The 13967-nt window shown below is 73.9% G+C and carries 14 protein-coding genes; 7 read left to right on the top strand and 7 right to left on the bottom strand.

Features of this window, described 5'->3' with window-relative positions; all coding sequences use genetic code 11:
- The first annotated feature begins 61 nt into the window (after nucleotides 1-61).
- Nucleotides 62-325: a DUF2530 domain-containing protein gene (locus ACQP26_RS02480; protein ID WP_135242968.1), complete on the top strand. Its 264-nt coding sequence runs from the start codon at nucleotides 62-64 to the stop codon at nucleotides 323-325.
- Nucleotides 326-329: 4 nt separating this feature from the next.
- On the opposite strand, the gene ACQP26_RS02475 is transcribed toward ACQP26_RS02480, so the two are convergent.
- Nucleotides 330-1169 (bottom strand): DUF3027 domain-containing protein, encoded by an 840-nt coding sequence (locus ACQP26_RS02475; RefSeq protein ID WP_433494821.1) that lies wholly within the window; start codon nucleotides 1167-1169, stop codon nucleotides 330-332.
- Nucleotides 1170-1256: 87 nt separating this feature from the next.
- Between ACQP26_RS02475 and ACQP26_RS02470 the strand changes: the two genes are divergently transcribed.
- Together ACQP26_RS02470 and ACQP26_RS02465 are read left to right on the top strand one after the other, a co-directional pair.
- Nucleotides 1257-2870, top strand: a complete 1614-nt coding sequence (locus ACQP26_RS02470; RefSeq protein ID WP_269702689.1) for an MFS transporter — start codon at nucleotides 1257-1259, stop codon at nucleotides 2868-2870.
- On the top strand, nucleotides 2867-3571 hold the full coding sequence (locus tag ACQP26_RS02465; RefSeq protein ID WP_433494820.1) for a futalosine hydrolase: 705 nt from the start codon (nucleotides 2867-2869) through the stop codon (nucleotides 3569-3571). Before ACQP26_RS02470 ends, ACQP26_RS02465 begins: the two co-directional genes overlap by 4 nt.
- Before the next feature lie 54 nt (nucleotides 3572-3625).
- On the opposite strand, the gene ACQP26_RS02460 is transcribed toward ACQP26_RS02465, so the two are convergent.
- The gene (locus tag ACQP26_RS02460; RefSeq protein ID WP_433494819.1) at nucleotides 3626-4609 is read right to left on the bottom strand and encodes an NAD(P)-dependent alcohol dehydrogenase; all 984 of its coding nucleotides are present in this window, start codon (nucleotides 4607-4609) and stop codon (nucleotides 3626-3628) included.
- A gap of 118 nt (nucleotides 4610-4727) precedes the next feature.
- Between ACQP26_RS02460 and ACQP26_RS02455 the strand changes: the two genes are divergently transcribed.
- Both ACQP26_RS02455 and ACQP26_RS02450 read left to right on the top strand, forming a co-directional pair.
- Nucleotides 4728-5438, top strand: coding sequence for a TetR/AcrR family transcriptional regulator (locus ACQP26_RS02455; RefSeq protein WP_433494818.1), 711 nt, complete (start codon nucleotides 4728-4730; stop codon nucleotides 5436-5438).
- Nucleotides 5439-5472: 34 nt separating this feature from the next.
- The gene (locus ACQP26_RS02450; protein ID WP_281579200.1) at nucleotides 5473-6303 is read left to right on the top strand and encodes a 1,4-dihydroxy-6-naphthoate synthase; all 831 of its coding nucleotides are present in this window, start codon (nucleotides 5473-5475) and stop codon (nucleotides 6301-6303) included.
- On the opposite strand, the gene ACQP26_RS02445 is transcribed toward ACQP26_RS02450, so the two are convergent.
- Nucleotides 6264-6650: a cold-shock protein gene (locus ACQP26_RS02445; protein WP_030503574.1), complete on the bottom strand. Its 387-nt coding sequence runs from the start codon at nucleotides 6648-6650 to the stop codon at nucleotides 6264-6266. The two genes, ACQP26_RS02450 and ACQP26_RS02445, sit on opposite strands and share 40 nt — an antisense overlap.
- Before the next feature lie 28 nt (nucleotides 6651-6678).
- Nucleotides 6679-7302 (bottom strand): HAD family hydrolase, encoded by a 624-nt coding sequence (locus tag ACQP26_RS02440; protein WP_262015387.1) that lies wholly within the window; start codon nucleotides 7300-7302, stop codon nucleotides 6679-6681.
- A 37-nt stretch (nucleotides 7303-7339) separates the two neighbouring features.
- Between ACQP26_RS02440 and ACQP26_RS02435 the strand changes: the two genes are divergently transcribed.
- A complete protein-coding gene (locus ACQP26_RS02435) occupies nucleotides 7340-9802 on the top strand; it encodes a helicase-associated domain-containing protein (RefSeq protein ID WP_433494817.1) in 2463 nt (820 codons plus the stop codon).
- A 1-nt stretch (nucleotide 9803) separates the two neighbouring features.
- On the opposite strand, the gene ACQP26_RS02430 is transcribed toward ACQP26_RS02435, so the two are convergent.
- Together ACQP26_RS02430 and ACQP26_RS02425 are read right to left on the bottom strand one after the other, a co-directional pair.
- Nucleotides 9804-10040 carry a hypothetical protein gene (locus ACQP26_RS02430; protein WP_269702695.1) on the bottom strand — a complete coding sequence of 79 codons (237 nt, stop codon included), beginning with the start codon at nucleotides 10038-10040 and terminating at the stop codon, nucleotides 9804-9806.
- A 123-nt stretch (nucleotides 10041-10163) separates the two neighbouring features.
- Nucleotides 10164-11039 (bottom strand): L,D-transpeptidase family protein, encoded by an 876-nt coding sequence (locus ACQP26_RS02425; RefSeq protein WP_269702696.1) that lies wholly within the window; start codon nucleotides 11037-11039, stop codon nucleotides 10164-10166.
- Between the two features lie 173 nt (nucleotides 11040-11212).
- Here ACQP26_RS02425 and ACQP26_RS02420 point away from each other — a divergent pair, with 173 nt between their 5' ends.
- Nucleotides 11213-12892, top strand: coding sequence for a DNA repair helicase XPB (locus tag ACQP26_RS02420; RefSeq protein WP_269702697.1), 1680 nt, complete (start codon nucleotides 11213-11215; stop codon nucleotides 12890-12892).
- Nucleotides 12893-12940: 48 nt separating this feature from the next.
- On the opposite strand, the gene ACQP26_RS02415 is transcribed toward ACQP26_RS02420, so the two are convergent.
- A complete protein-coding gene (locus ACQP26_RS02415; protein ID WP_433494816.1) occupies nucleotides 12941-13894 on the bottom strand; it encodes a zinc metalloprotease in 954 nt (317 codons plus the stop codon).
- Nucleotides 13895-13967 lie beyond the last annotated feature (73 nt).

Here is a 13967-nt window from a genome sequence, read left to right as displayed (position 1 = left end):
TCGCGCGCATCGTCCCAGATCACCTGGCAGACAGGGAAGAACGATCACGTACGCTGGGCCGGTGTCACAGGAGCAACAGCCGCGGCCGGAGCCGCTCGACCCGCCGATGGTGCCGTTCGCCGTCGCCGGGCTGATCGCCTGGGCGGTGGCCGGCCTGGTGCTACTGATCTTCTTCCGGGACTGGCTCACCGAATCCGGGCGTCAGAACTGGCTCTGGACCTGCCTGGCCGGTTTCCTGTGGGGCTTTCCCGGCTTGGCGGTGATGATGCGCCACGACGCCAACCGGCGTCGACGGCGCGCGGCCGCCGCGCAGCGACAGCGCTGACCGGTCAGGGGTGGCCGTACGGCTCCGCCGGCTCGGCCGCCTCCACCGAACCCGGGGCCCGGCTGACCGTCATGGCCTCGACCGCGCTGTCGTCGTAGACGGTCGGCAGTTCGTCGACGGGCGTCTCCGGCGTCTCCACAAGCGTCTCCGAGTGCGCGCCGCACCCGTGGTCGGCGCTCACCACCCGGCCGTCGTCAGGGGCGTAGAAGTTGCCGCAGGCGCCGAACGCCAGCCGCAGCGAACCGGCGAGCGGCAGGTAGAAGCCGCAGGTGCCGCAGCGGGCGGCGGCCGGCGCGGCGACCGAGATCGCGGCGTCCGGGCCGTGGTCGCCGTCGTACCAGCGCTGGGCGGCCTCGGCGCGGCCCTCCCGGGACAGCACCCGGGGCCGGCCCAGGCCGAGTTCCCACGCGGTCTCCTCCACCGCCGGGTCGTCGGAGAGCAGGTAGCCGGGGGCGAGCCGCTCGTCGTCGGCCGGGGTGGGCAGCAGGTCACCCGGACCCAGGTCGCCCGGCTTGAGCCGCTCCTGCCAGGGCAGCCAGCCCGGCGCGAGCAGCGCGTCCGGGCCGGGCAGCAGCACCGTCTCGCAGATGGTGACGTGCCGGCTGCGCGGCACCCGGGTCACCGTGACGGCCCAGCGCCAGCCGCGGTAACCGGCCATCCGGCATTCGAAGTAGTGGGTGACGATCCGATCACCCTCGGCGACCGCCTGGAGATGATCGCCGATGTCGGTGGGCTCCACCTCGGTGATCGCGTCGCGGGCCACCTCGACGGCGGCGGCGCAGACCTGGTCGAGCCGGGGAGCGCGGGCGGAGGCGGGCCTGGTCACCGGACCATTGTTCCCCATACCCGTCCACGGGCGACAGGCACTCCCCGGAGTCATTCTCTCCGGGTGATGCGGCGCACGTGGAAAGGATGGGCGAGGATGGGACGCATGGCGCTGTCCTCCCGCTCCGGCCGCTCCTTCCTCGGGCGGACCGTCGGCACCGGCATCCGCGCCACCCGGCTGCTGCTGCGGGGCTCGCTGCACGGCGGGCGCTGGATGACCCGGCGGGCCGGCACCGCCCGGGCCCGCAGCGCCGGCAACGAGGTCGGCATGGTCCGCCTGTTCGACCTGCACGCCCTCTCCTGCGCCGGTGACACGCTCATCGCGATCGGCCTGGCCGGGACGATCTTCTTCGACGTGCCGCTGGGCGAGGCGCGCAACAAGGTGGCGCTCTACCTGTTGGTGACCATGGTCCCGTTCGCCATGCTCGCCCCGGTGGTCGGCCCGCTGCTCGACCACTTCCGGCACGGCCGGCGGTACGCGCTGGCCACCACCATGCTCGGCCGGGCGTTCCTGGCCTGGTTGATCTCCGACTACATCGGCGGCTTCGGGCTCTACCCGGCGGCGTTCGGGGTGCTCGCGCTCTCCCGGGCGTACGGGGTGGCCCGCTCGGCGGCGGTCCCCCGGCTGCTCCCCGAAGGGCTCGGGCTGTCCCAGGTCGGGGCGCGCGCGAGCGTCTACGGCACGGTGGCCGGCGCGCTCGTCGCACCGATCGGGCTGGCCGCGTTCTGGTTCGGGCCGCAGTGGCCGCTGCGGGTCGCCTCGGTGATCTTCCTGATCGGCATGGTGATCTCGCTGCGGCTGCCGCCGAAGGCCGACTCCGAGCCACCGGAGCGGATGCCGCACCCGTTGCGCGCGATGCGCCGCCGCGACGGGGAGCGCCCGCTGGGCCGGGGCCGCCCCAGCGGCCGGCTGGTGATCGCCACGCTGATCGGGGCGGCGGCGCTCCGCGGCCTGTACGGCTTCCTGCTGCTGTTCCTGGCCTTCGCGATCAAGGCCGGTGACCTGACCACCGATTTCTTCGGCCGCGACCTCGGCGCCCAGGGCGCGCTGGGCCTGGTCGGCGGCGCGCTGGCGGTCGGCACGTTCCTGGCCACCGCGATCGGCACCCGGCTGCGCATCCATCGGCCGACAGCGCTCCAGTCCAGCGGCACGATCGTGGTGGCCGGTGTGGCGGTGCTCGCCGCGCTGAAGTTCTCGCTGCCGATGGTGGCGCTGCTCTGCCTGGTCGCCGCGATGATGAGCGGCATCGCCAAGCTCGCGGTGGACGCCTCGATCCAGGAACGCATCCCGGAGCGGCTGCGCGCCAGTTCGTTCGCGCACTCGGAGACCGCGCTGATGCTCGCGTTCGTAGCCGGGGGCGGGCTCGGGCTGGTGCCGTTCACCGGCCTGATCGGCGTGACTGTCGCCGCCGCGGTGGCGGCGCTGGTGGCCGTACGCGGTGTGCTGGTCGCCGGCAAGCTGCGCGGTGAGCACCTGGCCGGCCGCCCGCTCGGTGACGAGGAACTGGCGGCGGAGCAGGCCACCCGGGCGAGGGAAACGGCCGACACCTCGTCGGACGACGTGACGCCCACGTCACCGGCACCCCAGCGCTCCGGCCCGCCGGACGACGACGGGCTGGCCCCGCCCGGCTTCCACATCTACCGGCCGTCGTCCTCGGTGGGCGGCCCCGGCGGCGTCGAGGACACCGAGCGGCGCGACCCCCGGGGGCCGGTGGCGTGACCGGTCTGCTCGTGGTCACGGCGGTGCCCGCCGAGGCCGAGGCGATCCGCGCCGGCCTCACCGCGTCAACCGCACCGACACCGCCGGACGGGACGGCACCGCCGGACGTGACAGCACCGCCGGACGTGACGGTGCTGCCGGTCGGGGTCGGCCCGGCCGTCGCCGGTGCCGCCACGGCACGGCTGCTGGCCCTGGCGGAGGCAGCCGGGCGGCCGTACCGGGCGGTGGTCAGCGCCGGCATCGCCGGCGGGTTCGTCGGACGGGTCGCGATCGGCGGCACGGTGCTCGCCGACCGCAGCGTCGCCGCCGACCTGGGCGCCGAGTCGCCGGCCGGCTTCATCCCGGTCGAGGACCTGGGCATGCCCCCCGAACTGCTGGGCGGCGGCCGGATCGTGCCCGCCGATCCGGGTCTGCTGGCCCGTCTGCGCGCCGCCCTGCCGGGGGCCACGGTCGGCACGGTCCTCACCGTCAGCACGGTGACCGGCACCGCCGCGAGCACGGCGGCCCTCGCGCAACGGCACCCGGACGCGGTGGCCGAGGCCATGGAGGGGTACGGCGTGGCGGTCGCCGCCGCGCAGGCCGGCGTGCCCTTCGCCGAGCTGCGGACGGTCTCCAACCCGATCGGGCCGCGCGACCGCAGCGCGTGGCGGATGCGGGAGGCGTTCGCCGCGCTCACCGCCGCGGCGGTCGCCTTCCACTGACGCGTCCACCTGTGGACAACCCTGTGGAGAAGTCGCCGGGCTGGGGACGACGGGTCAGACCGTGATGACGACCTTGGCTCGCGCGTGCTCGCTTTCCAGGTAGCGGATGGCCTCGGGCACCTCGCGCAGCGGGTACGTCCGGTCGATCACGGGCGCGAGCCGGCCCGCCTCGGCGTGCTCGCGCAGCACGTCGAGGTGCGCCCGGCCGGGTGACGTGGCGAGGACGACGACGCGCTGCCGGACAACCGGTGCCAGCAACCGTCCCCGCGCCAGCAGCCCGATCGGGCCGAGCAGGCTGCCGCCGCGGTAGACGCCGCCACCGGAGAGCACGAGCGTCCCGCCCGGCGTCAGCGCCCGCCGCAACGCGGTCAGGGAACGGTTGCCGACCAGGTCGAACACCACCTCGTAGCGGCGCCCGTCGCGGGTGAAGTCGTCGCGGGTGTAGTCGACCACGTGGTCCGCGCCGAGCGAGCGGACCAGCGCGACGTTGCGGGTGCGGCACACGCCGGTCACCGTCGCGCCGAGCGCCTTGGCCAACTGGACGGCGAGCGTGCCGACGCCGCCGGAGGCCCCGTTGATCAGGACGCGGTGGCCGGGCCGGACCTGCCCGGCGTCGCGCAGACCCTGGAGCGCGGTGACGCCGGCGAGCGGCAGGGACGCTGCCTGCGCCGGCGTCAGGTTCGCCGGCCGCGGCGCGACCAGGTGCTCGGGCACGCGGACGTACTCGGCGAACGCGCCGTCGGCCTCGCCGAGGTCGCCGAAGACGGCGTCGCCGGGGCGTACGTGCCGGACCTGGGCGCCGACGGCCTCGACCCGGCCGGCGACGTCGCGGCCACGGATGCGGGCCCGGGGCCGCCCGAGGCCGAGCGCCAGCCGCGACAGCCGGGGGTCGCCGCGCATGACGTGCCAGTCGTACGCGTTCACGGCGGCGGCCTCGACCCGCACGAGGACGTCGCCGGGGCCGGGTTCGGGCGTCTCGACATCGGCGAGCGCGAGTGTCTCCGGGGGGCCGTACCGGTCCTGGACGATCGCCTTCATGTCCCTGCTCCCTCCCAGGTGTACGGCGTACACCCTGATGGGACCAGGCTAGGTGTACGCCGTACACCCGTCAAGACGGTTACTGTGTCAACGGCCACCGGGAGGGACTGGGGACGACATGGCTGAGCAGGTGGAGACGGTGCGCCGGACGCCGCTGACCAGGGATCGCGTCCTGCGTACCGCCGTCGCGCTCGCCGACCGGACCGGGATCGAGTCGCTGAGCATGCGCAACCTCGCGCAGGAGCTGGGCGTCGTGCCGATGGCCCTCTACAAGCACGTGGCGAACAAGGACGAACTGCTCGACGGCATGATCGACATGGTCGTCGCGGAGATCGACCCGCCGACGCCCGGCGACTGGAAGCAGGCGGTCCGCCGGCGCATCCTGTCGGCGCGGCGGATGCTGCTCCGTCACCCCTGGGCGTCGCTGGCGATCGAGTCCCGCACCGCGCCCACGCCGGCCGTCCTGGCCTACCTCGACTCGACTGTGGGCGCGCTGCGGGCGGGCGGGTTCTCCACCGACCTGGCCCACCACGTCATGCACGCGCTGGGCAGCCGGGTGCTGGGCTTCAGCCAGGAACTGTTCGACACCTCCCGGCAGGCCGGCCGATCCGGCGCGCCCGTGCCGGAGGCCCCGGCCGATCTGCCGCCGGAGATGGCCGCCCGGTTCCCGAACCTCGCGGCCATCGCCACCGCGGCGTCCCACGACGACGACTCGGTCGTCGGGCCGGGCTGCGACGACCAGTTCGAGTTCGAGTTCGCCCTGGACCTGCTGCTCGACGGCATCGAGCGGCTGCACCGGAACGGCTGGACGTCACACCGGACGCTGTGACGGGCGGCCCGGGTGCCGGGGTTACGGTGGGACCGTGGCGCTCTCCCTGGCGATCTCCCCCTGCCCCAACGACACGTTCGTCTTCGACGCCCTGGTGCACGGCCGGGTGCCGGGCGCGCCGCCGGTCGAGGTGACCTACGCCGACGTCGACGTCACCAACACCGCCGCCGAGCGTGGGGCGTTCGACCTGGTGAAGGTCAGCTACGCCGCGCTGCCGTGGCTGCTCGACGACTACCACCTGCTGCCCTGCGGCGGCGCGCTGGGCCGGGGCTGCGGCCCGCTGGTGCTGACCCGCGGTGACCGGACCGACCTGTCCGGCGCGACGGTGGCGGTGCCCGGCGAGCGGACCACCGCGTACCTGCTGTTCCGCCTCTGGGCGGCCGACCAGGCCCCGGCACGCATCGAGGTGGTGCCGTTCCACGAGATCATGCCGGGCGTGGCCGCCGGCCGGTACGACGCGGGCCTGGTCATCCACGAGGCGCGCTTCACCTACCCGCGACACGGGCTGACCGCGCTGGTCGACCTGGGCGAGTGGTGGGAGGGCGACACCGGGCTGCCGATCCCGCTGGGCGCGATCCTGGCCCGCCGGGGCGCTGTCGACCCGGTCGAGGCCGCCGCCTGGATCCGCGAGTCGGTACGCCAGGCGTGGGCCGACCCGGCTGCGAGCCGCGAGTACGTCCTCGCCCACGCGCAGGAGATGGAGCCCGACGTGGTGGACCGGCACATCGGCCTCTACGTCAACGAGTTCACCGCCGACCTGGGAGAGGCCGGCTTCGCCGCCGTGGAGGCGCTGCTGGGCCGGGCCGCCGACGCCGGGCTCGTCCCTCAGACCTCCAGCTCGCGCGCCACCGCGTGGACCAGCTGAGCGATCTTCTGGGAGGTCTTCCGATCCGGGAAGCGACCCCGGCGCAGGTCCGGCTGGACCTTCGCCTCCAGCACCTTGATCATGTCTTCCACCAGGCCGTGGAGTTCCTCGGCCGGCCGGCGGCGCAGCTCCGCCACCGACGGCGGCGCCTCCAGCAGCTTGACCCCCATCGCCTGGGCGCCCCGCCGGCTGTCGACCACGCTGAAATCGACCCGCTGGCCACCCTTCAGGTCGGCGACACCCGCCGGTAGCGCGCCCTTCGGCAGGAACACGTCGCCACCCTCGTCACTGGTGACGAACCCGTACCCCTTGGCGGCGTCGTACCACTTCACTCGACCCGTCGGCACCTGTTGAACCCCGCTCCACTCGAACCGTCTACCCCTCCAAGGCTAGCCCGATGATCCGGTCCAGCGCCCTCGGGAATTCGACGAGATCATCAAGCACCAGGTACGCCCCGGCCTCGGTCAGTTCGTCGGCCGAGCACGGGCCGGTCGCCACTGCCACGCCTGGGATTCCCGCAGCTCGCGCGGCGGCCATGTCGGCCACGTGATCGCCCACGTAGAGCGTCGCGCCGTGCTCGCGCAACGCGACCGCCTTCTGCTCCGCGAACACGTCCCCGGCCAGCTCGTCCACGGGCAGCCCGAGGTGGTCCAGGTGCAGCTTCGCCAGCCGGCCCATCTTCGCGGTCACCACCATCGTCCGGCCGCCGCGCGCCTGCACCGCGCGCAGCGCGGCCTCCGCACCCGGCATCGGCACGGTCGGGGTGATCGCGTACGCCGGATACAGCTCCCGGTAGAGCGTCACCGCCTCCTCGACGCGCTCCGGCGGGAACCAGTGCGCCAGCTCGGTCCGCAGCGGCGGGCCCAGCCGCGACACGGCCAGTTCCCCGTCCACGTGCACCCCCGTGCGGGCGGTGAGCGCCCGGAACGCGGCGGCGATCCCCGGGCGGGAGTCGACCAGTGTCATGTCGAGGTCGAAGCCGACCATCAGCGGAGGCATGCCGAGAACCTACCCAGCGGGCTAGCGTGGTACGACGATGACCACCTCACTCGCCGACCACCTGCGGGCCCTCCCCGACGAGTCGCTTGCCGCCCTGCTCCAGCTGCGGCCGGACCTCGTCGTGCCGGTGCCGGCCGACGTGTCCGCCCTCGCCCTGCGCGCCCAGTCCCGGGTCTCCGTGGCCCGGGTGCTCGACGGGCTGGACCAGTTCACCCTCGGAATCCTCGACGCCGCCCGGCTCACCCGTGGCCCCGAGGGCACCACCTCCACCGACCAGATCCTGGCCATGGCCACCGCCGGGCCGCACCCGCCCGCACCCACAGCGGTCCGCGCCGCCGTCGACCGCCTCCGGGCCCGGTTCCTGCTGTACGGCCCCGAGCACGCCCTGTGCGTGGCCGGTGGCATCGACGAGGTGTCCCCGTACCCGGCGGGGCTCGGCCGACCGGCGGCGGAGCTGGACCCGCGCGCGGCGGCCCTCTGCGCGGACCCGGCGAAGCTGCGGCGGACGCTGCTGTCCGCGCCGCCCTCGGCCCGGGCGGTCCTGGACCGGCTCGCCGCCGGGCCGCCGGTCGGGACCGTGGCGCCCGGGGCGCTGGAGGCCCCCGCCACCGGCGCCGAGGACGTGCTCCCGCCCGACCTGGTGAACGGCGGCGCGCCGACCGGCTCCCCGATCCGCTGGCTGGTCGAGCATCGGCTCCTGGTCCGGATGTCCGGCGGCCGCAACGGCACCGTCGAGCTGCCCCGCGAGGTGGGGCTGGTGCTGCGCCGCGACTCCGGTCCGCTCGGCCCGCTGCGCACCAGCCCGCCGGTGGTGTCCGGCCCGCCGCGCGAGGTCAAGTCCGTCGACTCGGCCGGTGCCGGGCAGACCATGGAGGTGGTCCGGCACACCGAGGCGATGCTGGAGGCGCTGACGGCCGAACCGGCCCCGGTGCTGCGTTCCGGCGGCGTCGGCGTTCGCGACCTGCGGCGGCTCGCCCGTGGCCTCGGGCTGGACGAGACGACCACCGCGCTGCTGTTCGAGGTGGCGTACGCGGCCGGGCTGACCGGGGAGATGGAGCTGACCGGCGCGGCCACCACCCGGTACGGCGGCGACCAGCAGATCCTGCCCACCGGCGGGTACGAGGTGTGGCGCGCGGTGTCGCTGGCCCAGCGCTGGGAGCAGCTCGCCCGCGCCTGGATGTCGATGCCCCGCCAGGCCGGCCTGATCGGGCAGCGCGACGACCGGGACCGGCCCATCTCGGTGCTCTCCGCCGAGGCGGAACGAGCCGGTGCGCCGGCCGCCCGTCGTGCGGTGCTCGCCGTGCTGGCCGACCTGCCGGCCGGCACCGCGCCGACCACCGACGAAGTGCTGGAACTGCTGGACTGGCGTGCGCCACGGCGGGCCCGGGGCCGGGAGACGGCGCACCGGGAGGTGCTCGCCGAGGCCGCCACGCTGGGCGTGACCGGGCTCGGCGCGCTCACCACGTACGGGCGGCTGCTGCTCGCCGAGCTGACCGAGGCCGACGAGCGCGGTGACGACCCCCTCGGGTTGCGCTCCGACGCCGAGTCGGGCGACGCCTCGACGACGGTACGGGCGCTGGACGGGCTGCTGCCCGCGCCGGTCGACCACGTGCTGGTGCAGGCCGACCTGACGGTGGTGGTGCCCGGCCCGCCCGACCCGGCGCTCGCCGCCGAACTGGACGTGGTGGCCGAGCACGAGTCGGCCGGCGGAGCCAGCGTGCACCGGGTCACCACGGCGAGCATCAGGCGGGCGCTGGACGCCGGCTACACCGCCGACGACCTGCACGCGCTGTTCCGCCGCCGGTCGCGTACCCCGGTGCCGCAGGGCCTGACCTACCTGGTCGACGACGTGGCCCGCAAGCACGGCGGGCTGCGCGTCGGCTCGTCCGGCGCGTACGTGCGCAGCGACGACGAGGCGCTGCTCAGCGAGGTGCAGGCGGACCGGCGACTGGAGCCGCTGGCGTTCCGCCGGCTCGCGCCGACGGTGCTGGTCACCCCGTACCAGGTCAACCGGATGCTCACCGCGTTGCGCGACGCCGGGTACGCCCCGGTGCCCGAGGACGCCAGTGGCGCGACAGTGCTGACGCGGCCGAAGACCCGGCGGGCGCCGGCCCGTACCGCGATCGGTCGTGCGGTCGACCCGCTCGCCACGCCGAAGCTGCCGATGCCCCGCCTGCTCGGCGTGGTGGAGCAGATCCGGCGGGGCGAGGCGGCGGCCCGGGCGGCCCGGCGCGCCCCGGCGGTGGTTCGCGGCGGCCCGGCGGCGGCCGGTCCGGCGCCCGTGTCCGGGCACGGCGACGCGCTGGCGGTGCTCCAGCAGGCGGTACGGGACAAGGCGCTGGTCTGGGTGGGCTACGTCGACGCGCACGGGGCGACCGCGTCCCGGCTGGTCCGGCCGGTGTCGATCGGTGCCGGCTACCTGCGCGCCGAGGACGACCGGACGGAGATGCTGCACACGTTCGCCCTGCACCGGATCACGGCGGCGGTGCTGGAGGAGTGAGCTACTCCCCGTTGCGGCGCAGCGTGCCGATCACCGACACGGCCAGCAGCAACGCGAACGCGGTACCGGCCGCCTCACCCACCGAGTCGACGAAGCCCTGCTGCTGCACGAGCAGCCCGAACAGGAACCAGCCGAACACCCCCGCGGCGGCAGCCGCGTAGGCGAGCACCACCGCCGTGGGCACCTCCTGCTGCCGCGCCCGTTCGTCCTCGGGAAGCACGTCCTGGTCAACGGTCATGGCAGTCCCTCCCCGTCCCGGCATGGACCCGGCTTCCAGGGTTACACCAACCGGAGCGCGCGGACAGGGGTTAAAACCCTGATCCGGGCGGTCCGGTCACGGGTGGGACGGGTTCCGGCGCGCTCAGGTCCCGGGGCGGCGGCCGATCACGACCACGCGGGTGCCGACCGAACCCAGCTCCCAGAGGCGTACCGCGTCGCGGTGCAGCAGGTTCACGCAGCCGTGCGAGCCGATCGCGCCGTTGTGCAGGTAGGTGGTGGTCTCGTGGAAGCCGATCCCGCCGTTGAACTGCTGCCAGTACGGCAGCCACACCTCGTACGGGTTGGACCACTCGCGCGGGTTCTTCCGGCCCACCGAGTACGTACCGGCCGGGGTGGCGTAGCCCGACATGCCGGTGCGCGTGACGGTCGGACCCATCACCACCTTCCCGCCGCGCATCGCCCAGACCGTCTGCCGGGTCAGGTCGACGCAGAAGGTGAGCCGGGAACCAGCCTTGCACCGCGCGGTGTCGGTGGCGGCGAGCCGCTTCGCCACGTCGTACGTGGTGGGACCGGCGCGACCGGAGGACGGGCTGATCCCGTACCGGACCTGGAACTTCTTGATCGCCGCGCAGTCGGCGGCGGACTGCTCGCCGTCCACGGTCAGCGTCCCGAAGCCGCCCAGCCGGGTCAGGTACGTCTCCACGGCCCGCTGGTGCTCCCCCTGCGGGCACCCGGCGGACGCGCTCGGCTTCGGCTTGGGCTTCGTCGTCTTCGTCGCCTCCGGCGACCGGGAGGGTTTCGGCGAGGCCGTCCGGCTCGGCTGCGCCGACGGGGACGTGACCGGCTGTTCCGGCGTGGGCGACGCGCTCGCCCCCGATGCGCCCTCCGTCAGCCCGACCGGGCCGGGGGTGCTCCCCCCGGCGCCGTCCGCCTGCGGATCGAGCGCGCAGGCGCCGACACCGACCAGCACGACCACCGCCAGGGCGGTGGCCCGTGCGAGAAACCGGACACGCTGCATGGGCCCTCCCTGGACAGTCGTCCCGATTGCTAGACGTGTGGGACGAGTATGACGTTGCCTGTCCAGCGAGACTTTTTTGCGGCGCCCTCCGGCGTGCAACACTGGATGGTCGGCCTGCGGCAGGTCAGCCGGGGTCTGGGCGGGGGTTCCGGGCGATGCGAGAGGACGCTGGCGTGAGCGGTGGACCACTGATCGTGCAGTCGGACAAGACGCTGCTGCTGGAGGTGGATCACCCCGACGCGCAGGCGTGCCGGATGGCGATCGCGCCCTTCGCCGAGCTGGAACGCTCCCCCGAGCACGTGCACACGTACCGGCTCACGCCGCTGGGCCTGTGGAACGCGCGGGCCGCCGGCCACGACGCCGAGGGCGTGGTCGACTCGCTGATCAAGTACTCCCGCTACCCGGTGCCGCACGGGCTGCTCGTCGACGTGGCCGAGACGATGGACCGGTACGGCCGGCTCCAGCTCGCCAACGACCCGGTGCACGGCCTGGTGCTGCGCGCGCTGGACCGGGTGGTGCTGATCGAGGTGGCCAAGAGCAAGAAGCTCGCCGGCATGCTCGGCACCAAGATCGACGACGACACGATCGCGGTGCACCCGTCCGAGCGGGGCCGGCTCAAGCAGGCGCTGCTCAAGCTGGGCTGGCCGGCGGAAGACCTGGCCGGGTACGTGGACGGCGAGGCGCACCCGATCGAGCTGGCCGAGTCCGGTAAGGACGGCGGCAAGCCGTGGACGCTGCGGTCGTACCAGCGGGAAGCCGTCGAGGCGTTCTGGGCCGGCGGCTCCGGCGTGGTGGTGCTGCCCTGCGGCGCCGGCAAGACACTCGTCGGCGCGGCGGCGATGGCCGAGGCGAAGGCGACCACGCTGATCCTGGTCACCAACACGGTGGCCGGACGGCAGTGGAAGCGGGAACTGATCGCCCGCACGTCGCTGACCGAGGAGGAGATCGGCGAGTACTCGGGCGAGCGCAAGGAGATCCGCCCGGTCACCATCGCCACGTACCAGGTGCTCACCTCGCGGCGCGGCGGCGCGTTCACCCACCTGGACCTGTTCGGCGCCCGCGACTGGGGCCTGGTCGTCTACGACGAGGTGCACCTGCTGCCCGCGCCGATCTTCCGCTTCACGGCGGACCTCCAGGCCCGCCGCCGGCTCGGCCTCACCGCGACTCTGGTACGCGAGGACGGCCGTGAGGGCGACGTGTTCAGCCTGATCGGCCCGAAGCGGTACGACGCGCCGTGGAAGGACATCGAGCAGCAGGGCTGGATCGCCCCGGCGGAGTGCACCGAGGTACGGGTGACGCTCACCGACGCCGAGCGGCTGGCATACGCGACGGCGGAGGCCGAGGAGCGCTACCGGATGGCGGCGACCGCCCGCACGAAGCTGCCTGTGGTGCGCGCGCTGGTGGACCGGCACCCGGACGAGCAGGTCCTCGTCATCGGCGGGTTCCTCGACCAGCTGCACCAGCTCGGCGAATACCTGGACGCGCCGATCGTGCAGGGCTCCACCACGAACAAGGAACGCGAGCGGCTGTTCGACGCGTTCCGCTCCGGCTCGTTGCGGACGCTGGTGCTCTCGAAGGTCGGCAACTTCTCCATCGACCTGCCCGAGGCGGCGGTGGCGATCCAGGTGTCCGGCACGTTCGGCTCCCGGCAGGAGGAGGCGCAGCGGCTCGGCCGGGTGCTGCGGCCGAAGGCCGACGGCCGGCAGGCGCACTTCTACACGGTGGTCTCCCGGGACACCATCGACACCGAGTACGCCGCGCACCGGCAGCGGTTCCTGGCCGAGCAGGGGTACGCGTACACCATCGTGGACGCCGACGACGTGCTCGGACCGCCGCTGCCCACTGTCGACTGACCGGCGTGCCGGGCGGGCCGCTGTGGCGCGGCCCGCCCGGTCCCGCGGTCAGCCCTTGCCGCTGGCGCGGAACGCGACCCAGGCGTCGCTCATCCGGTCGGCCTGGCCCGGGGTGAACATGTTCATGCAGGAGTCCTGCGTGTAGTCCATGAAGTTGTGGATCGGGTCCAGCCCCGGCGCGGTGCAGGTGTCCGCCCCGATCGGGCAGTTGAACTGCGGCGCCGCCTCACGCGGCGTGTCGGCCACGAAGTCGCCGGACGCGGAACAGCCGTGCGCGAACGTGTGCTCCAGCATCAGCCAGTGCCCGACCTCGTGCGTCAGCGTGTCGCCGAGCGCGTACTTGCCGGCCGTGCCGCCCGGCATCGACTCGTCGAGCATCACCACGCCGTCCATGTAGTCGCGGCCGTTGTTGTAGCCCTTCGGGAAGTACGCCCAGCCGAGCAGCCCGTCCCCGATGTTCGCCGCGTAGACGTTCAGGGTGCGCGAGTCACCGGTGTAGAGCGCCTTCTTCATGTCCCGCTCGTTCTTGCCCGGCACCACCGTGTACCAGGCGCTGTTCACGGTCCACGTGGTGTCGACCAGCGAGAAGCGGAACGGCGTGTCCGAGGCGTCGGCCGCGGTACGACCCGCGAACGAGTCGTTGAGCACCGTCATCTGCGCCGAGATGAGCGTGTTCCAGCGAGCCTTCTCGGCCGCGCTCAGCTCGTGGTCGGAGATCATGTGGAAGATCGTCGGCACGGTGACGCTGCCGTTTGCGAGGCGCGGCGAGTCCTTGATGACGCCGTACGCCTTGGCCTCGTTCGTCGAGTAGAGCGCGGGCTCCTTGGCGGTGGCGCCCTCGCGTACCCGGGCGGCGCTGTGGCTGTCCGCGCCCGGCTCGCACTCGGCGACCATCGGGGAGGCGGCCACGGGTGCGGGCGTGGCGGAGGCCCCTCCGGCGGTCAGGAAGGTGGCGGCGGCAGCGACGAGCACTGCCAGGTGGATCGTCGGTTTCCTGTGCATCGTTGCACCTTTCGGAAGGCATGAAAGGAGTACCGACGCGGGGTTGTCAAAGCTGCGGATCGATGACGTCGTC

The sequence above is a fragment of the Micromonospora sp. CA-248089 genome (assembly GCF_050948515.1).
Classification (GTDB): Bacteria; Actinomycetota; Actinomycetes; order Mycobacteriales; family Micromonosporaceae; genus Micromonospora.
This window is presented reverse-complemented; position numbering and strand designations above follow the sequence as displayed.

Bases quoted from the DNA above. Each gene is read 5' to 3' on its own strand.
- ACQP26_RS02475 (WP_433494821.1), bottom strand. From the start codon at position 1,169: ATGGGGAACAATGGTCCGGTGACCAGGCCCGCCTCCGCCCGCGCTCCC.
- ACQP26_RS02470 (WP_269702689.1), top strand. From the start codon at position 1,257: ATGGCGCTGTCCTCCCGCTCCGGCCGCTCCTTCCTCGGGCGGACCGTC.
- ACQP26_RS02460 (WP_433494819.1), bottom strand. From the start codon at position 4,609: ATGAAGGCGATCGTCCAGGACCGGTACGGCCCCCCGGAGACACTCGCG.
- ACQP26_RS02455 (WP_433494818.1), top strand. From the start codon at position 4,728: ATGGCTGAGCAGGTGGAGACGGTGCGCCGGACGCCGCTGACCAGGGAT.
- ACQP26_RS02440 (WP_262015387.1), bottom strand. From the start codon at position 7,302: ATGCCTCCGCTGATGGTCGGCTTCGACCTCGACATGACACTGGTCGAC.
- ACQP26_RS02435 (WP_433494817.1), top strand. From the start codon at position 7,340: ATGACCACCTCACTCGCCGACCACCTGCGGGCCCTCCCCGACGAGTCG.
- ACQP26_RS02430 (WP_269702695.1), bottom strand. From the start codon at position 10,040: ATGACCGTTGACCAGGACGTGCTTCCCGAGGACGAACGGGCGCGGCAG.
- ACQP26_RS02425 (WP_269702696.1), bottom strand. From the start codon at position 11,039: ATGCAGCGTGTCCGGTTTCTCGCACGGGCCACCGCCCTGGCGGTGGTC.
- ACQP26_RS02415 (WP_433494816.1), bottom strand. From the start codon at position 13,894: ATGCACAGGAAACCGACGATCCACCTGGCAGTGCTCGTCGCTGCCGCC.